This is a genomic window from Aeromonas rivipollensis, from assembly GCF_037811135.1.
Lineage (GTDB): Bacteria > Pseudomonadota > Gammaproteobacteria > Enterobacterales > Aeromonadaceae > Aeromonas > Aeromonas rivipollensis.
This window is the reverse complement of sequence record NZ_CP149130.1, coordinates 1,936,284-1,957,557: the sequence shown is the minus strand read 5'-3', so window position 1 is coordinate 1,957,557 and position 21,274 is coordinate 1,936,284. Positions and strand designations below refer to the sequence as shown.

The window sequence follows — 21,274 nt, the reverse complement described above, 5'->3', positions numbered from 1 at the left end:
AGCCGGATATTCAGATTGACGGGCGATCAGGGACGCTTGATAGCGTACAACTTGCCGCCACGGCTCTGCACATACAGGGTGTCACCGTCCACCAGGGGCGCGGCATAGAGACCACTGCTGTCGAGCTGCTGCATGGCCTTGATGGACCCATCGGTCCGATCCAGCCAATACAGGTAACCTTCCACATCGCCGACCACCACATAGTCACCCAGGACGACGGGAGCGGTCACGGTGCGGTTTTCCAGCTGGGTGTTGGACCACAGCTCGAGACCATTGCGACGGTCGACCGCAAACAGATGGCTGCGGCTGTCGGTCAGCACTATGGCATTGCCGGTGACCGCCATGTCGCGGTAGCCGGAATACTTGCGCTTCCACACCTCGTCACCTGTCATCAGCTTGCGGGCCATCAGCTGGCCATTGTAGGCGATGGCATAGAGCTCATCACCGGCAATCAGCGGACTGGCGTCCACATCGACCATGCGATCCAGCTCGGTGGCACCGCGCGGGTCGGCCACCTTGGACTGGCGCACCGGCTGGCCGTTGCTCAGCAGGGCGATGCCCACCTTGCCATCGGCGCGGCCGTACAGCACGGCGCCGTTGGTGATGACAGGGGTACTGGCGCTGCGCAGGGTCAGGGGCGGCTGCTCTTCGGACAGGGTCCACTGCAGCTTGCCCTCATCGGTATCGAGCGCCACCAGACGGCCCGAGGTGGTCAGCACCACCACCCGACCATCCTCGACGGCGGGGCTCGCCACCACTTCACCGGGTACAGTGGTCTGCCACAGCACTTCCCCGTTCGCTTCGTTCAGGGCGTAGACCACCCCGTTCTCGGAGCCGAGGAACAGCTTGCCGTAGCGGGAGACCAGACCGCCGGAGAGGCGGGCGCTGCGCTTGTCGGCGTTGATGGGCAGGTCTGCCAGATCCACGCTCCACAGGGTCTCGCCACTGTTGCGATCGAAGGCGGTCACGTCGCCATCGCGGGCGGCAGCATAGATGTGATCCTCTTCCACCACGGGTTGCAGCTGGGAGTAGAAATCGCCTATGCCATCCCCGACGGAGGAGGACCACTGGGTATCGGCACTGAAGGCGGACTCCACCACGGGCAGAGGCGCCATCGGGGTCAGGTCTTCCTCTGAACTGAACAGGGAGCAGCCCTGCAGGGCCAGGGAGACTGCCACCCCCAGCGCCATTTTCTTGTACAGATTACGCATCCGGAGCCTCACCCGCAGTGACCACTGGCAGCGCCAGATCGTCCATCTTCAGCTTGAGTTCGGCGCTGCTCTGCAGGCCGCCGGCATCGGCCGCCACCTGATAGGCATCGCGCGCCTCTTCGGGCTTGCCCTGCCCCAGCAGCACGTCACCACGCACTTCCGCCACCTGGGCCTTGAAGGCGTCGTTGTTGATCTTGCCAAGCTGGGCCAGCGCCTCGTCGGCCTTGCCCTGATCCTTGAGCACCCGGGCCAGACGCAGAGCGGCGATGGGCTTGATGCTCTCGTCGCCGTTCGCGGCCACTTGGGTCAGCTGCTCGGCGGCCAGATCCAGCTTGCCCGCCTTGACCGCAGCCGCGGCCAGTTGCAGGGCAGCCAGCTCCGCATAGGCGTCGCCCTGATGGGCGCTGATGAAGCTCTTGGCCTGCTCAAGGGCGGCATCGTCACCCTTGGCGAGCTGGGCGGTCATGGCGTTATAAGCCTGGGAGGCGGCTTCCTGATTGGTCTGCTGCAGCTCGTTGTAGTAACGCCAGCCAAAGAGGCCGACCAGACCGATCACAGTCCCGGCGAGTACCGAGGTACCGTTCTCTTTCCACCAGCTCTTGATGACCTCAACCTGTTGTTCTTCAGTGGTATACACTTCCACAGCTTACTCTCCTTTAGCTGCCAGCAGGGCGATGGCGGCATCGACCGAGACGGTCTGTTGCTCGGCCTGGCCACGCAGATATTTGATGGTGATCTCCCCGCTTTGCACCTCGGTCTCGCCGAGGATCAGGGCAATGGCCGCGCCGCTCTTGTCGGCACGCTTGAGTTGTTTCTTGAAGTTGCCGCCACCGCAGTGGCTCATCAGACGCAAGTCCGGCAGGGCGTCGCGCAGACGCTCGGCAAGCGCGAAGCCAGCCTGCTCGGTCCCCTCGCCCACCATGCAGAGATAGACATCCACCGCCGGGCGGATGTCGGCGTTGAGCTCGAGGGTTTCGAGCATCAGCACCAGACGCTCCATGCCCATGGCAAAGCCCACGGCCGGGGTCGCCTGACCGCCAAGCTGCTCCACCAGGCCGTCGTAACGGCCACCGGCACAGACGGTGCCCTGGGCACCCAGGCTGTTGGTGACCCACTCGAACACGGTGAGGTTGTAGTAGTCGAGGCCGCGCACCAGACGCTCGTTCACCTCGTATTGGATGCCGGCAGACTCGAGCAGGTGCTTGAGCCCCTCGAAGTGGGCCAGGCTCTCTTCACCCAGGTGATCGAACAGACGGGGGGCACCCACCAGAATGGCCTGTACCTTCTCGTCCTTGGAGTCGAGCACCCGCAGCGGGTTGCTGTACATGCGGCGCTGGCTCTCTTCGTCCAGCTCGCTCTTGTACTGCTCCAGGTAGGCCACCAGGGCATCGCGGTAAGCGGCGCGCTCACTGCTCTGGCCGAGGGTGTTGAGCTGCAGGGTGACGTGATCGCTGATGCCGAACAGACGCCACAGGCGGTGGGTCAGCATGATGAGCTCGGCGTCGATGTCAGGCCCGTTGATGCCAAACAGCTCGACCCCGAACTGGTGGAACTGGCGATAACGGCCCTTCTGGGGACGCTCGTGACGGAACATGGGGCCCATGTACCACATCCGGCGCTCCTGGTTGTAGAGCAGGCCGTGTTCGATGCCGGCACGGACGCAGCTGGCGGTCCCTTCCGGACGCAGGCTCAGGCTGTCGCCGTTGCGGTCTTCAAAGGTGTACATCTCTTTTTCGACCACGTCGGTCACTTCACCGATGGCGCGCTTGAACAGATGGGTCTGCTCGACGATGGGCATGCGCACTTCGCTGTAGCCGTAGCTGGCGACGACCTGGCGCAGGATCTGTTCCACTTTTTGCCATACCGGGCTCTGCTCCGGCAGGCAATCATTCATACCGCGAATAGCTTGGATCTGTTTTGCCACGTTGATACTCGAGAAAAAGAGGTAAAATTTGGCCGCATTATAGGGATTTTCGGCCCCGAGGTAAAATCAGGGTGCCCGGATGCGGGATTTAAAATCAATAACCTAAAGCCGGGGCCACCCCAGGTGGCCCCTCAATGGTTCAACCTTTGTCCACCTGGATCTGGTTGGCCGGATCCAGCATGGCCGCCCGGGCGCGGATACGGCGCTCCAGGGTCGGGATGAGATCCTTGTTGTCGAGCCGGTCGACGCGCTGGCCCCCCTCGTAGAAGGCACTCTTGTTGGCGGCGCCCGCCAGCCCCAGATCCGAGACCAGGGCCTCGCCCGGGCCGTTCACCACGCAGCCGATGATGGAGACATCCATCGGGGTGATGATGTCCTCGAGCCGCTCTTCCAGGGCGTTCACCGTCCCTATCACGTCGAACTCCTGGCGGGAGCAGGAGGGACAGGCGATGAAGTTGATGCCGCGGGAGCGAATGCGCAGGGACTTGAGAATATCGAAGCCCACCTTCACCTCCTCCACCGGATCGGCGGCCAGGGAGATGCGGATGGTGTCGCCTATGCCATCGGCCAACAGCATGCCGAGCCCGATGGCGGATTTCACCGCGCCGGCACGGAAGCCGCCCGCCTCGGTGATCCCCAGGTGCAGCGGCTGGTCGATCTGCTTGGCCAGCAGGCGATAGGCGCCGACCGCCAGGAAGACATCGGATGCCTTGACGCTCACCTTGAAGTTCTCGAAGTTGAGGCGATCCAGGTAATCCACGTGGCGCATGGCCGACTCGAGCAGGGCCTCCGGGGTCGGCTCGCCATATTTTTCCTGGATATCACGCTCCAGGGAGCCGCCGTTGACGCCGATGCGGATCGGAATGTTGTAATGACGGGCACAGTCGACCACTGCGCGCACCCGCTCTTCGTTGCCGATGTTGCCCGGGTTGATACGCAGGCAGTCGGCACCGTACTCGGCCACTTTCAGGGCGATGCGGTAGTCGAAGTGGATGTCGGCGACGATGGGAATGCGGGTCTGCTGCTTGATGAGCCTGAAGGCTTCCGCCGCTTCCATGGTGGGTACCGAGACCCGGACTATGTCGGCACCGACCCGCTCGATCCGCTGGATCTGCTCGACGGTGGCGGCGACATCCGTGGTCTTGGTGTTGGTCATGGTTTGCACCGTGATGGGGGCATTGCCCCCAACCGGCACATTGCCGACCATGATCTGCCTGGATTGACGACGAATAATGGGGGATTCGTGAGCGGACATGGCGGACAGATTACTCCTGCGGCAGTGAGAAGCGAGCAGTCCGGCCGTTGTTGTAACGGCTCATGTCGAAGGACTTGCCCTGATATTCGAGATTGACCGCCATGGGCGCGCCAATGATGAATCTGAGTGGCTCGGGTCCTTCCAGCACAAGCTCGTCGTTCGCCTTCTTCAGACCGCTGAACAGGGTCTTGCCGTTGGCATCCTTGACATCCAGCCAGCAGTCGGCGGTGAAGCTCATCTTGAGCTGGGGCGCCTTGCCAGGTTCGGTGGCGGCCGTCTCTGCCGGTGACTGGGTCGCCTCAGCAGCCGAGGTCTCGGTAGACAGGGCGGCACTGGTCGCGGCAACGACGGCAGGCACAGTGGCGGCGGCGTCACTCACCACAACTTCCGTCGCCACGGCGTCGGAGGCCACGGGCAATACGGGGTCGGCGACGTCCACTGTGGTCGTCACGCTGGCGACCGACACCGTCTGCTCCGTGCCCATCTCACTCGCCGCCAGGGCTTCATCCCCGGCGGAGCGACGTGCCGTGCTCTGCCACCACCAGGCGATGGAGAGCGCGATCAACACCAGGATCACCAGCCAGGTCACCACCTTGAGCCGACTGTCGTTGGCTTGCTGACGGGAGCGACGGGAGAAGCTCTGCATGTCGATGTTATCGGGCGGCGTCAGTCCCAGCTTGTCGTAGGCCGCGAGTATGGTCTCCTCGGGAATGCCGACCAGCTTGGCATAGGCGCGCAGATAGCCGCGAATGAAGGTGTGGGACGTATGCTTGTCGTAGGTATCCGCCTCAATGGCGGCGATCAGAGTCAGACGAAGGTGAATGCGGGACGCAACCTGCTCTCGTGTCCAGCCAAGCTGTTCACGGGCGTTGCGCAGCAGCTGGCCTGGGCCCACTGCCTGGGAGTCGTCTTGAAAATCGTGTGGCTGTTCAGTAGTCATTGGCTAAGTAACGCTTGGCTTGTTGCGAAGTGGGATATTGCCTTACCAGCTCAGTCCCGAATTGGTGAAGTAATGCCGGTTTGTCCATGGCCTGGGCCAGCCGCAGCCGGAGCCAGAGGCTCTCCTCGTTTTCGTCTGCCACTTCGGCAAAACGCACGAGGTAAGACTGCACATCAGGCAGCTTGCCATCTTTCATGGAAAGCTCGGCCATGTCCAGCAATAACCTTGGATTGCGGGGATTATACCCCAAGGCCAGACGATAGTACTCGTTGGCCTTGTCATTTCTGTTATTTTGCATCGAGCAGAGCGCCGCATTCTCGTAGGTATCGGCGATCTTGACGTAATCTGGCTGGCTGACCGCCTGCAGGAATGCCTTCTCCGCCTCCTCGAAACGGCCACGGTTGCACAGGAAGGCACCGTAGTTGTTCATAGCGTCAGCATTGGTCGGATCCATGGACAGCGCTTTCTTGTAGTTCTCCTCGGCCGCCTTGAAATCGGATACCTGCTGGTAGAAATAGGCGAAGCCGATATAGACCTGAGGGTTGCTGGGATCGTACTGGAGGGCCCGGTCAAGGTTGAACTTGGCCTGTTCGGCATTGCCCTGACGCAGGTATTGAATACCCAGATCGAGACGGGTCTGGGCAGCCGCCTTGAAGTCGGGACCCACTTCACGCTGGGTCGAATTCTGGCCAGCGTAAGTGGTCTCGGTGACACAGCCAGGCAGCGCGCAGAGCGCTGCCACTACGATCAATGTACGGATATCCATTTCCTGTCTATACAATGGCTTAGCGAGTTAAACCATTTTGACGGAAATCCCATCCTGTTGCATCCGATTTTTCATGGTGCGCTTGGTGCGGTCGATCACCTCCCCCACCAACTGGCCACAGGCCGCGTCTATGTCATCCCCGCGGGTCTTGCGGACGATGACGGTCAGGCCGTACTCCATCAACACCTTGGAGAAACGGTCGATGCGGCTGTTGCTCGGCTTGCCAAACGGATTGCCCGGGAAGGGGTTGAAGGGGATCAGGTTGATCTTGCAAGGGGTCTCTTTGAGCACCTGCGCCAACTCGTGGGCATGCTGCATGTCGTCATTGATATGATCGAGCAGCACATACTCCACCGTCACCCGGCCGCCATTGGCGTTGGATTTGGCCAGATAACGGCGCACACCCGCCAGGAAGGCCTCGATGTTGTACTTGTCGTTGATCGGCATGATCTCGGAGCGCAGCTTGTCGTTCGGCGCATGCAGGGAGATGGCCAGGGCCACGTCGATCTGGTCCCCCAGCATGTCCAGTGCCGGTACCACACCGGAGGTGGAGAGGGTGACGCGGCGCTTGGAGATGCCAAAACCAAAATCATCCATCATCAGGCTCATGGCCGGCACCACGTTGGCGAGGTTCAGCAGCGGCTCGCCCATGCCCATCATCACCACGTTGGTGATGGGGCGCTTGCCACCGACTATCTTGGCGGCGCGCCAGACCTGGCCGATGATCTCGGAGACCTTCAGGTTGCGGTTGAAGCCTTGCTGGGCGGTGGAGCAGAAGGTGCACGCCAGGGCGCAGCCGACCTGGGAGGAGACACAGAGGGTCGCACGATCCGCCTCCGGGATGTAGACGGTCTCGACTTCCTGATCCCCGACCTGCAGGGCCCACTTGATGGTGCCATCCGCGGAGCGTTGCTCGCGGCTCACCTCGGGGGCGCGGATCTCGGCAATGGCCTTGAGACGCTCACGCAACGCCTTGTTGACGTTGCTCATCTGATCGAAGTCATCACAACCGGAGTGGTAGATCCACTTCATTATCTGATCTGCCCGGAACGGCTTCTCGCCCAGCTCGACGAAGAAGGCACGCATGGCATCCCGATCGAGATCCAGCAGGTTGGTTTTTGTTTCGCTCATCAAGGGCCTCAGCTCACACACTTCATAAATTATCGGCTGACCTACGTCAGGGGGCGGCATTGTACAAATAATGGGTCTGCCTTTCCACCTGGAGAATAAGTGGATATTGACCGAATGACCAAAAAACAAAAGGGAGCCGAGGCTCCCTTGATGATCTCCTGACGAAAATCAGCCGCGCGGGCAGATCTCGGCGTCGGAGAAGAAGTAGGCGATTTCACGGGCGGCAGAGGCCGGGGCATCGGAGCCGTGCACGGCGTTGCGATCGATGCTCTCGGCATAGCAGGAACGCAGGGTACCGGCCAGGGCCTCTTTCGGGTTGGTAGCGCCCATGATTTCGCGGTGACGGCGAATGGCGTCTTCCCCTTCCAGCACCTGTACCATGACGGGGCCCGAGGTCATGAAAGCGACCAGGCCATCATAGAAAGGCTTGCCCTGGTGTTCGGCGTAGAAACCGGCGGCCTGCTCGCTGCTCAGGTGCAGCATCTTGGCGGCGACCACTTTCAGGCCGGCGCTTTCGAAGCGGCTGTAGATGGCACCGATCAGGTTCTTGCTGACCGCGTCCGGCTTGACGATAGAGAAGGTACGTTCGATAGCCATTGAGTTCTTTCCTTAACTACAGAGTTTTATTGTAGGAATCCATGTTCGGCGGCGATTATACGTAAACAAAAAACGAAATAACACACAAAAAAGCAACTTTTTATTAAACAAATAATTCCTTGAAACAACATGGTGACTCATCTTGTGCCATGGCACTGAGAAAAAATGTGCGCTTGTGCACGATAGTCACGCTAACCCGCTAAAACCCTATCTATTGCTCATATAACCAGCACCGCTGAAAAGGGCACCCCGAGGTGCCCTTTCGCCTTGTCATGCCCCTCGGCGCGTCTCCGCCAGCAGGGTGTGCGCTATGGTGCGCATCCCCAGGGTGTTGGCCCCCGGCGCCCAGAGGTTGTCGCCGTTCTCGCTGAAACAGGCGGCCAGATCCACGTGCAGCCAGCCCTGCCCCCCGTTGGCAACGAAACGGGAGAGGAAGCCCGCCGCGTTGGAGGCGCCCCCCGGACCACCGCCCGGCACCGGACGGCTGTTGGCCGTGTCGGCGTAGTGGGACGGGCACTGCTGGCGGTGCCAGGGCTCGAGCGGCAGCGGCCAGGCCGGCTCCTGCTCCGCATCCGAGTAAGCCATGGCGCGGCTCACCAGCCCCTTGTCGAGGCCAAACAGGGCGTTGTAGCGTCCCCCCAGCGCCATCACGGCGGCCCCCGTCAGGGTGGCGGCGTCTATGATGAGGGGCGCGCCGGATTCACCGGCGAGCTGAAGGCCGTCCGCCAGCACCAGGCGCCCTTCGGCGTCTGTGTTGACGATTTCGACCGTGGTGCCGTTCTTGTAGGTGAGGATGTCACCCAGCTTGTAGGCATGGCCGGAGACCAGGTTCTCGGCGCAGCAGAGGATGAGCTTCACCCGCTTGTCGAGCCCGCGCAGTATGGCCAGCGCCAGGGCGCCGGTGACGATGGCCGCCCCCCCCATGTCATGCTTCATGGTGAGCATGCCCTGGGAGGTTTTCATGGAGTAGCCACCGGAGTCGAAGGTGATCCCCTTGCCCACCAGGGCCGCCAACACGGGGGCGTTGCGATCCCCGGTGGGGTTGTAGTCCAGCTCAAGCATCACGGGTTCGCGATCGCTGCCGCGGCCAACCTGATAGAGACCGACCCAACCCGCCTGTTGCAGCGCCTCCCCCTTGAGGATGCGATGACTGATCCTGTCCGGCGCCAGCTCGGTGATGAAGGCCGCCGCCTCCACCGCCAGCTCCAGCGGGCCCAGCTGCTCCGGGGTCGCATTGGTCATCTCGCGCACCCAGCGCCCGCACAGCCAGCGCGCCTCCAGCTCCTCCCTGTCCTCTTCGGACGAGGTCGCCCACTGCAGCTCCACCTCGGCCTTGGGGGTCTGCAGCCCCTGGGCGAAGGCCCACTGCTGCTCGCGCTCCCAGTGACCGCACAGGGCGACCTTCTGGATCCCCTGACCACAGAGGCGGCGGGCCGCCTGCTGGATGTCCAGCAAGGGCGACGCCGTCACCAGGTGGATCACCATGCCGTCGGGGCGATGGGAAAGCAGTGCCCCCTCTCCCCACTCGGGGGCGGCAAATTCACGGCTCAGCCAGACGTTCATGCACACACCTCCTGCAACCAGCGAGCTATAGTGCGCAGGCCGTGGCCCTTGGCGCCGGTCGCCCACAGTTCGTTGCCGGACTTTTGATAGGAGGCGGCGAGATCCAGGTGCACCCAGCCCTTGCCCTCGTCACGGACGAAGCGCGACAAAAAGGCGGCGGCCGTAGTAGCACCGGCGGTGCCTTCGGCGGAGGCCACGTTACCCAGCTCGGCGAAGGCCGAGGTGAGCTGTCCCACATGCCAGGGTTCCAGCGGCAGGGGCCAGGCCTTCTCGTTCTCGGCTTTGGCGGAGGCCAGGGCGCGCGCCTGCTCCCCCTCGTCGAGGGCAAACACGGCGTTGTAGTCGCGCCCCAGCGCCGTCTTGGCGGCACCGGTCAGGGTGGCGGCATCGAGAATGTGGGCCGCGCCGCTGTCGGAGGCCGCCAGCAGGCCATCGGCCAGCACCAGGCGACCTTCGGCGTCAGTGTTCTGGATCTCCACCGAGATGCCGTTCTTGTAGGTGAGGATGTCACCGAGCTTGAAGGCGTGGCCGGAGACCAGGTTCTCGGCGCAGCAGAGGATAAGCTTCACCCGCTTGTCGAGGCCGCGGCTGATGGCGAGCGCCAGGGCGCCGGTCACCATGGCGGCACCGCCCATGTCGGACTTCATCGGCAGCATGTTGTCAGAGGACTTCATGGAGTAGCCACCGGAGTCGAAGGTGATGCCCTTGCCCACCAGGGCCGCCACCACGAGGGCGTTGCGATCCCCGGTCGGGTTGTAGTCCAGCTCCAGCAGCACGGGCTCGCGCTCGCTGCCGCGGCCCACCGACCAGATCCCGATATGGCCGGCCTCCCGCAGGGCTTCTCCTGCGGTGATGCGGGCGGTGACCTGATCGCCACCCAGGCCGCGGATCAGCAGCAGGGCGGACTCTGCCAGACTCATGGGGTAGATCTCTTCCGGGCAACCGTTGGTCACCTCGCGCACCCAGCGGGTCGCCTTGATCAGCGCCTCCAGCTCACGGGCCTGCGCCGCGCTCTGCTCGCCGAAGTCCAGTTCACGCTGCCCCTTGGCGGCATAGAAGCCCTGGGCGAAGGCGTAACGACGCTCCAGATCCCAACCCTCACCGGCCAGGCTCACCCGCTTGATGCCGCTCGATTCGAGTCGGCGGGCCGCCCGCTGAATGGTGCGCAAGGCATCCTGCTGCTGGACGGTAGCGCCCAGGTGGATCAGGGTCTCCTCACCGCTGAAACTGAGCAGGGCGCCTTCACCCCAGACGGCGGCAGCGGCCTGGGCGGATAACAGTACCTTCATCATGTCAGCCATCTTCTCTTGCTTCCTTTTTTCTTGGCACGATTCATTAACAACGCGGGGTAACGGAGACAAAAAAAGCCGTTCCCCCGAGGGGTACGGCCTTCACCATATCATCACTACACCATGGGATGCTGCACGCGCAATTCACTCATGTGTAATTAGCGGGTCAATCAATGACGCTCGGAGGCGAGGTTGATGGTGTACTTGGGCAGCTCCACCACCAGATCCTCGTCCGCCAGACGGGCCTGGCAGCTCAAGCGGGATTCCGGTTCCAGTCCCCATGCCTTGTCCAGCATGTCGTCTTCCAGCTCATCGCTCGGCTCGAGGGAGTCAAAGCCCTCCCGCACCACGCAGTGGCAGGTGGTACAGGCACAGGACTTCTCGCAGGCATGCTCGATCTCGATGCCGTTGCGCAGGGCGATGTCCAGTATGGTCTCACCGGTCGCACCCTCGAGGGCTGCGCCGTCCGGACAGAGTTCGGGGTGAGGCAGAATGATCAGTTTTGGCATATTACACCTTGTTGACGTTTTGGCCGGTCAGCACCTTGCGAATGGAGGCATCCATGCGACGGGCCGCAAACTCGCCACTGACGGCATCCGCCGCCTCGATGGCATCTTTGATTTGGTTGGTTGTGCCGGTGGCACGCATGGCCAGCAGGTGATTGATCGCGGCATCGATCTCGGCACGTTCGGCGGCACTCAGCAGCGCTTCGCCATCGGCGGCCAGCGCCGCATTGAGGCTCTCCACCACCCGATCGGCTTCGACCTGCTGCTCCGCCAGCATGCGGGCATCCATGTCCTGCTGGGCATTGGCGATGGAGGCGCTCAGCATGCTGAGGATGTCCTCTTCCGCCAAGCCATAGGAGGGCTTGACCTGGATCTCCGCCTGCACGCCGGAGGATTTCTCCATGGCGCTGACCGACAGCAGCCCGTCCGCATCCACCTGGAAGGTGACGCGAATGTGGGCGGCGCCGGCCGCCATGGGCGGAATGCCGGTCAGGGTAAAGCGGGCCAGGGAGCGGCAATCCGCCACCAGCTCGCGTTCTCCCTGCACCACATGAATGGCCATGGCAGTCTGGCCATCCTTGAAGGTGGTGAACTCCTGGGCGCGGGCCACCGGTATGGTGGTGTTGCGCGGGATCACCTTCTCGGCGAGGCCACCCATGGTTTCAAGACCCAGGGAGAGCGGGATCACGTCCAGCAGCAGCATCTCGGCATCGGGCTTGTTGCCCACCAGGATGTCGGCCTGGATGGCGGCGCCGATGGCGACCACCTTGTCCGGGTCGATGCTGGTCAGGGGCGTACGCTGGAAGAACTCCCCTACCTGCTCGCGCACCAGCGGCACCCGGGTGGAGCCCCCCACCATCACCACTTCCAGCACTTCCACCTGCTCGAGCCCCGCATCGCGCAAGGCGCGGCGGCAGGCCAGCAGGGTGCGCTTGACCAGCGGCATGATGAGCTCGTCGAACTGGCTGCGGCTCACCTCCCCCTGCCAACCGGCAAAGGTGCAGGAAACGCGGTCGGCATCCGTCAGGCCGTGCTTGACCGCCGCCGCCACGTCCAGCAGCTCGCGCTGGGTGCGGGCTTCGAGCTGGCCGCTCAGGCCGGCTTGCGCCTTGATCCAGTCCGCCAGCAGGTGATCGAAGTCATCGCCCCCCAGCGCCGAGTCGCCGCCGGTGGCCATCACCTCGAACACACCGCGATGCAGACGCAGGATGGAGATGTCGAAGGTGCCGCCACCGAGGTCATAGACGGCGATCACCCCTTCCTGACCGGAGTCGAGGCCATAGGCGATGGCGGCGGCCGTGGGCTCGTTGAGCAGCCGCAGCACGTGCAGGCCGGCCAGCCGGGCCGCATCCTTGGTCCCCTGGCGCTGAGCGTCGTCAAAATAGGCGGGCACAGTGATGACCACGCCATCGAGGTCGCCGCCGAGGGAGGCGACGCCGCGCTCGGCCAGTTTTTTCAGGATCTCGGCCGAGACCTGCACCGGATTGACCAGCCCCTGGCGGGTCTGGATCTGGGGCATGCCGTTGTCGGCGGCCACGAACTCGTAAGGCTGCTGACGGGTATCCATGTCGGCCAGCGCCTTGCCCATCATCCGTTTGACCGAGACGATGGTGTTGTGGGGATCGAGGGCGGCTTCACGCTTGGCGTCAAAGCCTACCCGGATGGCGTCGCTCTGGCTCCCGGCAGCTTGATAGTGCACCACAGAGGGCAGCAGATCGCGCCCTTGCTCGTCACAGAGGGTGTCGGCCTGGCCGCTGCGTACGGCGGCGACCAGGGAGTTGGTGGTGCCGAGATCGATGCCAACGGCACGTTTATGCTGATGAGGCGCGGCGCTCTGGCCGGGCTCGGCGATTTGCAGTAATGCCATGGGTAATCACAATTCCAGCGTTAGAGGGTCAAGACTCGAACAGCGAGTCTTCGAATCGTTCCAGCTCCTCGAGGAGCTTGTCGACAAACTTGAGTTTGCGCACGCAATCGGCCGCCGTCAGATCTTCACCCGCAGTGAGGGCCTCGGTCAGCCGTTGCATCAGAGACTGGTGATCATGCCTGATCTCGCGACGAAAATCTTCGATGGCACGCTCAGGACTCGCATTCCCTTTCAGGTCAGCCAGACGCTCGCGCCACTCCAGCTGTTGCATCAGGAAAGAGGTGTCTTGCAGGGTCTGTTGCTCGCCTCGAATGTCGGTGCCGCGCAGGGAGAGCAGGTATTCGGCTCGGCGCAGGGGGGACTTGAGGGTGGTGAAGGCATCGTTGATCTGGGCGGCACGCTGCACCGCGGCCAACTGCTCCCGCTCGGGGGCTGTGGCAAAACGATCGGGGTGGAACCGGGTCTGCAACTGGCGGTAGGTGTCTGCCAGCTGGCGGGTATCGAGCTCGAAGCCCTCAGCCAGCCCGAACAGCTCGAAATGATTCATCGTACATCCTCAGACAAGGAAGCTTGCACCGCAATCACACTCGTCTTGAGAGTTGGAACGGCTGGACGGGAAGTGCCCTTCCCGTCCAGCCGCTTTTATTACCAACGCCTCAGACACTGACGCTTTGCCGCTTACACACTGAAACTTTCGCCACAACCACACTCGCCCTTGGCATTCGGGTTGTTGAACTGGAAGCCCTCGTTGAGGCCCTCCTTGACGAAGTCCAGCTCGGTGCCATCCAGATGGATCAGGCTCTTGGCATCGACGATGATCTTGACACCATTCTGCTCGAATACCTGATCCTCAGCGGCCAGCTCATCCACAAACTCGAGCACATAGGCAAGGCCAGAACAGCCGGTGGTCTTAACGCCGAGGCGCAGGCCTATGCCCTTGCCCCGGTTGGTTATGAAAGAGGAAACCCGTGCCGCTGCGGCATCTGTCATGGTAATGGCCATACTGCTCTCCGGACCTTAGAGACCTTTCTTCTGCTTGTAATCGGCGATGGCGGCCTTGATGGCATCCTCCGCCAGAATGGAGCAGTGGATCTTCACCGGTGGCAGGGCCAGCTCTTCGGCGATGTCGGTGTTCTTGATGCCGGCGGCTTCGTCCAGGGTCTTGCCCTTGACCCACTCGGTCACCAGGGAGCTGGAGGCGATGGCGGAGCCACAGCCGTAGGTCTTGAACTTGGCGTCTTCGATGATGCCGTCGTCGCTGATCTTCAGTTGCAGCTTCATCACGTCGCCACAGGCCGGGGCGCCGACCATGCCGGTCGCGATGCTGGGATCGTTCTTGTCGAAGCCACCCACGTTGCGGGGATTCTCGTAGTGGTCGATTACTTTTTCACTGTAAGCCATATCTAACTCCTGCTAATTCCGTTGTTCACCAAACACTTGCCGCGCTGGCAAGGATCAGTGATGTGCCCATTCGACCGTGTTCAGATCGACGCCGTCCTTGAACATCTCCCACAGGGGGGACATCTCGCGCAGACGACCGATGGAGTCGCAGATGAGCTTGATTGCGTAGTCGATCTCTTCCTCTGTGGTGAAGCGACCGATGCTGAAACGGATGGAGCTGTGTGCCAGCTCGTCGTTCAGGCCCAGGGCGCGCAACACGTAGGAAGGCTCCAGGCTGGCCGAGGTACAGGCCGAACCGGAAGAGACTGCCAGATCCTTCAGCGCCATGATGAGGGATTCCCCTTCCACATAGGCGAAGCTGACGTTCAGGTTACCCGGGACACGGTGGTCCAGATCGCCGTTGACATAGACTTCTTCGATGTTCTTGATGCCGTTCCACAGACGCTGACGCAGGGCCATGATGTGCTGGCTCTCGCTCGCCATCTCTTCCTTTGCGATACGGAAGGCCTCGCCCATGCCGACGATCTGGTGGGTCGCCAGGGTACCGGAACGCATGCCGCGCTCATGACCACCACCGTGCATCTGGGCTTCCAGGCGGACCCGCGGCTTGCGGCGCACGTACAGGGCACCGATGCCCTTCGGACCGTATACCTTGTGGGCGGACATGGAGAGCAGATCCACTTTCAGCGCTTCCACGTCGACCGGGATCTTGCCCACGCTCTGGACCGCGTCCACGTGCAGCAGGATCTTGCGGGAGCGGCACAGCTCGCCGATGGCGTTGATGTCTTGCACCACACCGATCTCGTTGTTGACGTGCATGATGCTGACCAGGATGGTGTCATCGCGCAGGGCACCTTCAATCTGCTCCAGGGTGAACAGGCCGCTGGGCATCGGCTCGAGGTAGGTCACCTCGTAACCTTCACGCTCCAGCTGACGGCAGGTGTCGAGCACCGCCTTGTGTTCGGTCTTGGAGGTGATGATGTGCTTGCCCTTGCCAGCATAGAAGTGGGCTATGCCCTTGATGGCCAGGTTGTTGGATTCGGTCGCGCCGGAGGTGAAGACGATCTCGCGAGGATCTGCACCAATCAGCTCTGCCACTTGATTACGGGCCAGGTCCACCGCCTCTTCGGCCTGCCAGCCGAAACGGTGAGAGCGGGAGGCAGGATTGCCAAACAGGCCGTCCATGGTGAGGCACTGCATCATTTTTTCTGCGACACGCGGGTCCACCGGACAGGTTGCCGAATAATCAAGGTAAATAGGCAGTTTCATGTTTTTCTCCGTTACGACGGAGTCACACAGCGACTCGTCGTGGAAAGCACGTTTATAGTTGGACTTTCAAGCTCACATCACCGCGTTCTGCCCGGTCAACCAGGGACAACACGGTCTTCATTTGTTCATCTTGCTTGCCGGCGATGCGGCGCACATCGGCCTGGCCGACCAGCTCCGCCAGGGTGATGTCCCCCAGGAAACTGGAAATGCGCTCGCTCAAGTCACGCCACAGGGAGTGGGTCAGACACTGGGTACCGCCATGGCAGCCCCCCTTGCCGAGACACTTGGTCGCATCGACCGACTCATCGACCGCGGTGATCACCTGACCTACCGAGATCTCGCCAGGGGCCAGGCCGAGGCGATAACCGCCGCCCGGGCCGCGCACGCTGCTCACCAGTCCATGCTTGCGCAGACGGGCAAACAGTTGTTCCAGATAGGACAAGGAGATGCCCTGGCGCTCTGAAATATCAGCCAGGGGAACAGGCCCCTGCTCTGCATGCAACGCCACGTCTAGCATGGCTGTCACAGCGTAACGTCCTTTTGAGGTCAGTCTCATATGCCTTACCGTCTTGCGAACAAATCAATATGGGCACATGGTCACATACCCGACTAAAACAGTCAAGTATATGGTTGAGTAAATCAGTCGGGATTAATCCTGCGGCCGGGCTTTCTGCACCGAGGTGAGAATGCCCCGCAGGATATTCAATTCAACCACTTCCGGCCGGGCGCGATTGAACAGGCGACGCAGCTTGCTCATCACATGACCGGGGTGATCATCGGCAATGAAACCTGTCTTCTGCAGGGTCTGCTCCAGGTGCAGATAGAAACCTTCCAGCTGCTGCGCGCTGGGATAATCGACCCGCTCCGCCTCAGCCGCTGTATCAGTCTCCTGAGTATCCAGCCAGTGCATGCGCACCTCGTAGCAGAGGGTTTGCACCGCCATGGCCAGATTGAGGGAGCTGTATTCGGGATTGGCCGGGATGGCCACGTGATAGTGGCACTTTTGCAGCTCGTCGTTGGTGAGGCCAGTGCGCTCACGGCCAAACACCAGGGCGACCGGGTGCTTCACCCCTTCCGTCACCAGCTTCTCGCCCGCTTCGCGGGGATCCAGCATGGGCCAGCTCAGGGTGCGAGATCGAGCACTGGTGCCGATGACCAGGCCGCAATCGGCGATGGCGTCATCCAGCGTCGAGACTATGAGGGCATTGGCCAGCACATCGCTGGCCCCTGCCGCCAGGGCGATGGCATCGTCATCTGGCAAGGCTTGCGGATCGACCAACACCAGCTGCGTCAGCCCCATGGTCTTCATGGCTCTCGCCGCAGACCCCATGTTGCCGGTGTGAGAGGTGTTTACCAACACGATACGAATCTGCTCCAACATGCCCAGTCAATCTTCAGTCAAAAATGGCGCGCAATTATAACATAACCAATCGCTATTTTGGCACCGCTTCTGACCCTGCATTTCAGAACAAAAGTGATTGCTTGTATAACCAACCGACCTGAAGACGGGAAAAGGGAGGGCTAACCTTAGAGGGTCAAGCTGCATTACCCGGAGTCACCCTCTCATGCTTCCCCCCTGGATCTACGAACAACTGCCGCTGCTTTACCTGCTGCTCTCCGCCGCGCTGTGGTCCTTTGCCCACTCCCCGCTGCTCTGGCTCGCGGCGACCCTGCTGTTTGCCGTGGGCGCCCTCATCTGGATGATGCGCTCCAACTACAGACGCACCGATCTGGTCATCTATCCCGCCAAGCGCTGGCTGCAACCGGAGTGGTACTACGAGGCCCTGCCGTTCCTGTGGCTGGCGCTCGGGCTGGTGCTGCTGCGCCTGCCTGACACCACGGCCCTGCTCGCCCTGCTCCCCTGCCTCTGGGGCTGCCGCTGCATGTGGGCCCGGCGGCGTCACCGCCACCATACCAGGGGCCTGGCCCTGCAGCTGAGACGCGGCTCAGGCCATAGACGCGGGCAGCGGATCCTGCGCTGACCGCACCCGCTCTATCAGGGTGGCCAGATCCATCAGGGGATATCTCATCAGCCCGGGCAGCCCATCGAGATCCAGGCTGTCCATCAGGTTCTTCACCTCAAGGCCCAGCTCGGTATCCCCTTCTATCTTCAGCCTGCGCTGAAAGAAGAGGGAGTCCGGATCCTCCTTGCGACCGGCAATCAGGATGAGATCCTGGCTGCTGCCGCTGAAGCAGACATCGGCTCGCTCGCATTCACGGGCCACCACCAGTTTTCCCTCTCGCTCGCTGACAAACCAGCAGAGTTCGAGATCCGACACCTCGACCTTGAGCCACTTGCCCGCCAGGAAGGCGAAGTCTCCATCCTGGATCGCCTCCTTGAACGCCTGCGCCAGCAAGGCCTCCATCAGGTTTTGCTGCAGGGTGAAGGGCACCAGCTTGAGGGGATGACGCAAGAGACGAGGGGCCTGTTCGACCAGGCGGCGTTGCAGTTGTTGAAACACGATAAACTCCCAGTTTTTTGCGCATTCAAACACAGTGCAACTATCAGGATCCTGTTGAAAATCAAACTTGTGCCCACTTACCTCAAGAAGGGTAAAGCCACCTAAAGCTGCCTCAGGTCAAAAAGTGGGGGCCCAAGCCTGCATACAATCGGGCCACTTTTTGCATTTTTGCCCTCTCGGAGCGTACCCGATGGAATTACTCTGCCCGGCAGGCAGCCTGCCGGCACTGAAGACAGCCGTGGATAACGGGGCCGACGCCGTCTATATCGGCTTCAAGGACGACACCAATGCCCGCCACTTCGCCGGCCTCAACTTCACGGACAGCAAGCTGGAAAGGGCGGTGGACTATGTGCACCAGCACGGTCGCAAGCTGCACATCGCCATCAACACCTTCGCCCACCCAGGCTCGGATGCCAGATGGAAGCAGGCGGTGGACAGAGGGGTGGCGCTCGGTGCCGATGCCCTGATCATCGCCGATCTCGCCGTGCTGGATTACGCCAGCCGTCATCATCCCGATATGGAGCTTCATGTCTCTGTGCAGGCCAGCGCCACCAACGCCGCCGCCATCCGCTTCTACCAGCAGCACTTCAACGTCGGCCGGGTGGTGCTGCCGCGGGTGCTCTCCATGCACCAGGTCAGGCAGCTGGCCCGCGAGACCGATGTCGGCCTCGAGGTGTTCGCCTTCGGCAGCCTCTGCATCATGGCGGAGGGACGCTGCTATCTCTCCTCCTACATGACCGGCGAGAGCCCCAATACCGTGGGTGCCTGCTCGCCCGCCAAGTTCGTGCGCTGGGAGGAGACCCCGAACGGCCTCGAGTCGCGGCTCAACGAGGTGCTGATCGATCGCTACGGCCCCGGGGAGAACGCCGGCTACCCGACCCTGTGCAAGGGGCGTTTCGAGGTGGATGGCCAGACCTATCACGCCCTGGAGGAGCCCACCAGTCTCAACACGCTTGGCTTGTTGCCCGAGCTGTTCCAGACCGGTATCCAGTCGGTCAAGATCGAGGGTCGCCAGCGCAGTCCCGCCTATGTCGAGCAGGTGACCCGGGTCTGGCGCGCCGCCATCGACGCCTATCAGGCCAACCCGGACGCCTACAGCGTCAAGAGCGAGTGGGATGCCCAGCTTGCCCGCGTCTCCGAGGGAAGCCAGACTACCCTCGGTGCCTATCATCGCCAGTGGCAATAAAAGGAGCACATATGCAATTCTCTCTCGGGCCCCTGCTCTTCTACTGGCCCAAAACCGATACCCAGGCCTTCTATGAGGCGGCGGCGCAGAGCCAGGCCGACATCATCTATCTGGGCGAGACGGTGTGCAGCAAACGCCGTGAACTGAAAGGGGATGACTGGGTTGCCCTGGCCCGCCAGGTGGTGAGCTCGGGCAAGCAGGCCGTGCTCTCCACCCTGGCGCTGATCTCGGCGCCGTCGGAGCTCAAGGAGGTCAAGCGGCTGGTCGACAACGGCGATCTCATGGTCGAGGCCAACGATCTCGGCACAGTCCAGCTCGCCTGGGAGGCCGGGCTGCCCTTCGTGTGCGGCCCCGCCATCAATGCCTACAACGCCGACGTGCTGCGCATGCTGCTTAAAAATGGGATGCAGCGCTGGGTGATGCCGGTGGAGCTCTCCCGTGACTGGCTGGTGCAACTCGCCCAGGATCTGGGCAGCGCCCGCCAGCAGTTCGAGGTGGAGGTGTTCGCCTACGGTCACCTGCCCCTCGCCTATTCGGCGCGCTGCTTCACTGCCCGCTCCCTCGACAAGCCCAAGGACAACTGCGAGCTCGCCTGCATCCACTACCCCACTGGGCGACTCGCCAGCAGCCGCGAGGGGCAGAAGGTGTTCAATCTCAACGGCATCCAGACCCAGTCTGGCTACTGCTACAACCTCGGCAACGAGCTCGAAGGCATGGCAGGTCTGGTGGACGTGGTGCGCCTCTCCCCCGAAGGGATGGAGACACTCGACATGCTGGCTCGTTTCAAGGCCAACCAGCAGGGTCAGGCACCGCTGCCCCTGCAGCAGGAGCGGGACTGCAACGGTTACTGGCGGCAGATCCCCGGCATGAGCCTGGTGGAATGACAGTGGAAGACACCCCACATCCCCCAGCAACAGACAGCAAAAAGGCCTCATCAAGAGGCCTTTTTCATGGAGGGCCTAAGCCCTCTCACGCTTTGCTGTTTTTGCCCTGGGCACCCGGCGGCAAGGGTTTGCGCGCCATCAGCTCCAGCTCGAGCAGGGCATAGCGATGCTCGATGAAGTCATAGACGTTGTTGGCCAGCGCCAGCTTGAAGTAGCTGATGGCTTCCTTGCGGTTGCCCTTGGCCAGCTCGAACTTGCCGAGGTAGAAGTAGGTCTCGCACAGGCGCTCGGCGAGCTCCCGGTTATCCTTCACCCCTTTCACCACGTTGCCCATCAGCTGGGTGGCATTGATCTCGCCGGTATAGAGGCGGACCAGGTCCCAGTTCCAGGCGTCGTCGTCATACTTGTTCAGCCGCTCGCGCATCCGGCTCATGGCCGCCGGCCCGTTGAGCTTCTGCTCGGCCAGATAGAGCCAGATCACCCGGTAGGGATCTTCCGGCTGCGCCTCGTAGAAACGCTTCATGTCGGCGGTGGCAAGCTCGGGCCTGTTGCCGTAATAAAGCGCTATGCCACGGTTGAGGTAGGCGTAATCGTAATCCGGGGCGAGCTCGAGTGCCGAATCGAATGCCTCATAGGCCTCGTCATAGTTCTGTTGCTGAACCAGATAGACACCGATGAAGTTGTAAGCCTCGGCAAAGTCGGGCTTCTCCCGCAGGGCGCGGTTGAAGTCGAGCCGAGCGAGGGAACGAAGGCCAACACGGTCAAACACCACGGCACGCTCATAGAACAGCTCGGCGCGCTGTTCGGTCGTCAATTCCATTTCACTGAGCATCTGCCCGAGTCGCGCCAAGGCCAACTCGCTCTGGTAGGAGACCTGCAAGGGGGTCGCCAATACCAATGAAGCGGGTTGCGGCTTGGGAACTTGAGGCGCTGTAACCTGACTGCTACTGCTGCATCCCCACATGGGGAGCAACAACAGGATACCGGTGAGGTATCCAATCCCTATCCTGACGTTCAATGAAC

General features: G+C 62.0%; 23 protein-coding genes. 3 read left to right on the top strand and 20 right to left on the bottom strand.

Annotated elements, in window-relative coordinates; genetic code table 11:
• Positions 1-26: 26 nt before the first annotated feature.
• The 18 genes from bamB to trmJ form a co-directional block, all read right to left on the bottom strand.
• The gene (gene bamB / locus WIR04_RS08950) at positions 27-1,211 is read right to left on the bottom strand and encodes an outer membrane protein assembly factor BamB (protein WP_025327229.1); all 1,185 of its coding nucleotides are present in this window, start codon (positions 1,209-1,211) and stop codon (positions 27-29) included.
• Positions 1,204-1,854 (bottom strand): YfgM family protein, encoded by a 651-nt coding sequence (locus WIR04_RS08945; protein WP_338892034.1) that lies wholly within the window; start codon positions 1,852-1,854, stop codon positions 1,204-1,206. The genes bamB and WIR04_RS08945 overlap by 8 nt, the downstream gene beginning before the upstream one ends.
• Before the next feature lie 3 nt (positions 1,855-1,857).
• Positions 1,858-3,135, bottom strand: a complete 1,278-nt coding sequence (gene hisS / locus WIR04_RS08940; protein ID WP_338892032.1) for a histidine--tRNA ligase — start codon at positions 3,133-3,135, stop codon at positions 1,858-1,860.
• 139 nt (positions 3,136-3,274) lie between these two features.
• Entirely contained in the window at positions 3,275-4,390 is a 1,116-nt protein-coding gene (gene ispG / locus WIR04_RS08935; RefSeq protein WP_005324272.1) for a flavodoxin-dependent (E)-4-hydroxy-3-methylbut-2-enyl-diphosphate synthase, read from the bottom strand.
• Positions 4,391-4,400: 10 nt separating this feature from the next.
• The gene (rodZ, locus tag WIR04_RS08930) at positions 4,401-5,330 is read right to left on the bottom strand and encodes a cytoskeleton protein RodZ (RefSeq protein ID WP_338892029.1); all 930 of its coding nucleotides are present in this window, start codon (positions 5,328-5,330) and stop codon (positions 4,401-4,403) included.
• The gene (tapF, locus tag WIR04_RS08925) at positions 5,320-6,111 is read right to left on the bottom strand and encodes a PilW family type IVa pilus biogenesis/stability lipoprotein TapF (RefSeq protein WP_025327234.1); all 792 of its coding nucleotides are present in this window, start codon (positions 6,109-6,111) and stop codon (positions 5,320-5,322) included. Before tapF ends, rodZ begins: the two co-directional genes overlap by 11 nt.
• A 12-nt stretch (positions 6,112-6,123) precedes the next feature.
• On the bottom strand, positions 6,124-7,227 hold the full coding sequence (locus tag WIR04_RS08920; protein ID WP_025327235.1) for a bifunctional tRNA (adenosine(37)-C2)-methyltransferase TrmG/ribosomal RNA large subunit methyltransferase RlmN: 1,104 nt from the start codon (positions 7,225-7,227) through the stop codon (positions 6,124-6,126).
• Positions 7,228-7,395: 168 nt separating this feature from the next.
• The gene (gene ndk, locus WIR04_RS08915) at positions 7,396-7,824 is read right to left on the bottom strand and encodes a nucleoside-diphosphate kinase (protein WP_005324280.1); all 429 of its coding nucleotides are present in this window, start codon (positions 7,822-7,824) and stop codon (positions 7,396-7,398) included.
• Between the two features lie 270 nt (positions 7,825-8,094).
• Positions 8,095-9,387 carry an aminopeptidase PepB gene (gene pepB, locus WIR04_RS08910; RefSeq protein WP_338892023.1) on the bottom strand — a complete coding sequence of 431 codons (1,293 nt, stop codon included), beginning with the start codon at positions 9,385-9,387 and terminating at the stop codon, positions 8,095-8,097.
• On the bottom strand, positions 9,384-10,688 hold the full coding sequence (gene pepB, locus WIR04_RS08905; protein WP_338892021.1) for an aminopeptidase PepB: 1,305 nt from the start codon (positions 10,686-10,688) through the stop codon (positions 9,384-9,386). Before pepB (WIR04_RS08905) ends, pepB (WIR04_RS08910) begins: the two co-directional genes overlap by 4 nt.
• A gap of 158 nt (positions 10,689-10,846) precedes the next feature.
• Positions 10,847-11,185 carry an ISC system 2Fe-2S type ferredoxin gene (gene fdx / locus WIR04_RS08900; RefSeq protein ID WP_005324284.1) on the bottom strand — a complete coding sequence of 113 codons (339 nt, stop codon included), beginning with the start codon at positions 11,183-11,185 and terminating at the stop codon, positions 10,847-10,849.
• A gap of 1 nt (position 11,186) precedes the next feature.
• Positions 11,187-13,049 carry a Fe-S protein assembly chaperone HscA gene (gene hscA / locus WIR04_RS08895; protein ID WP_338892018.1) on the bottom strand — a complete coding sequence of 621 codons (1,863 nt, stop codon included), beginning with the start codon at positions 13,047-13,049 and terminating at the stop codon, positions 11,187-11,189.
• A 28-nt stretch (positions 13,050-13,077) separates the two neighbouring features.
• Positions 13,078-13,596, bottom strand: a complete 519-nt coding sequence (gene hscB / locus WIR04_RS08890) for a co-chaperone HscB (protein WP_338892016.1) — start codon at positions 13,594-13,596, stop codon at positions 13,078-13,080.
• 131 nt (positions 13,597-13,727) lie between these two features.
• A complete protein-coding gene (gene iscA, locus WIR04_RS08885) occupies positions 13,728-14,051 on the bottom strand; it encodes an iron-sulfur cluster assembly protein IscA (protein WP_005324290.1) in 324 nt (107 codons plus the stop codon).
• 15 nt (positions 14,052-14,066) lie between these two features.
• A complete protein-coding gene (gene iscU / locus WIR04_RS08880) occupies positions 14,067-14,450 on the bottom strand; it encodes a Fe-S cluster assembly scaffold IscU (RefSeq protein WP_005299770.1) in 384 nt (127 codons plus the stop codon).
• 54 nt (positions 14,451-14,504) lie between these two features.
• Positions 14,505-15,719: an IscS subfamily cysteine desulfurase gene (locus tag WIR04_RS08875; protein WP_338892013.1), complete on the bottom strand. Its 1,215-nt coding sequence runs from the start codon at positions 15,717-15,719 to the stop codon at positions 14,505-14,507.
• 52 nt (positions 15,720-15,771) lie between these two features.
• A complete protein-coding gene (iscR, locus tag WIR04_RS08870) occupies positions 15,772-16,275 on the bottom strand; it encodes a Fe-S cluster assembly transcriptional regulator IscR (protein WP_025327241.1) in 504 nt (167 codons plus the stop codon).
• Positions 16,276-16,368: 93 nt separating this feature from the next.
• Positions 16,369-17,100 (bottom strand): tRNA (cytosine(32)/uridine(32)-2'-O)-methyltransferase TrmJ, encoded by a 732-nt coding sequence (gene trmJ, locus WIR04_RS08865; RefSeq protein WP_338892010.1) that lies wholly within the window; start codon positions 17,098-17,100, stop codon positions 16,369-16,371.
• A 184-nt stretch (positions 17,101-17,284) separates the two neighbouring features.
• Here trmJ and WIR04_RS08860 point away from each other — a divergent pair, with 184 nt between their 5' ends.
• Positions 17,285-17,701: a hypothetical protein gene (locus tag WIR04_RS08860; RefSeq protein ID WP_338892008.1), complete on the top strand. Its 417-nt coding sequence runs from the start codon at positions 17,285-17,287 to the stop codon at positions 17,699-17,701.
• Here the strand turns inward: WIR04_RS08860 and ubiT are convergent.
• A complete protein-coding gene (ubiT, locus tag WIR04_RS08855) occupies positions 17,666-18,181 on the bottom strand; it encodes a ubiquinone anaerobic biosynthesis accessory factor UbiT (protein WP_338892006.1) in 516 nt (171 codons plus the stop codon). The two genes, WIR04_RS08860 and ubiT, sit on opposite strands and share 36 nt — an antisense overlap.
• Before the next feature lie 190 nt (positions 18,182-18,371).
• Between ubiT and ubiU the strand changes: the two genes are divergently transcribed.
• Together ubiU and WIR04_RS08845 are read left to right on the top strand one after the other, a co-directional pair.
• A complete protein-coding gene (gene ubiU, locus WIR04_RS08850) occupies positions 18,372-19,367 on the top strand; it encodes a ubiquinone anaerobic biosynthesis protein UbiU (RefSeq protein WP_106886573.1) in 996 nt (331 codons plus the stop codon).
• A gap of 11 nt (positions 19,368-19,378) precedes the next feature.
• Positions 19,379-20,251, top strand: coding sequence for a U32 family peptidase (locus tag WIR04_RS08845; RefSeq protein WP_338892004.1), 873 nt, complete (start codon positions 19,379-19,381; stop codon positions 20,249-20,251).
• 85 nt (positions 20,252-20,336) lie between these two features.
• Here the strand turns inward: WIR04_RS08845 and nlpI are convergent, their stop codons facing one another.
• The gene (gene nlpI / locus WIR04_RS08840; protein WP_307764782.1) at positions 20,337-21,269 is read right to left on the bottom strand and encodes a lipoprotein NlpI; all 933 of its coding nucleotides are present in this window, start codon (positions 21,267-21,269) and stop codon (positions 20,337-20,339) included.
• Positions 21,270-21,274 lie beyond the last annotated feature (5 nt).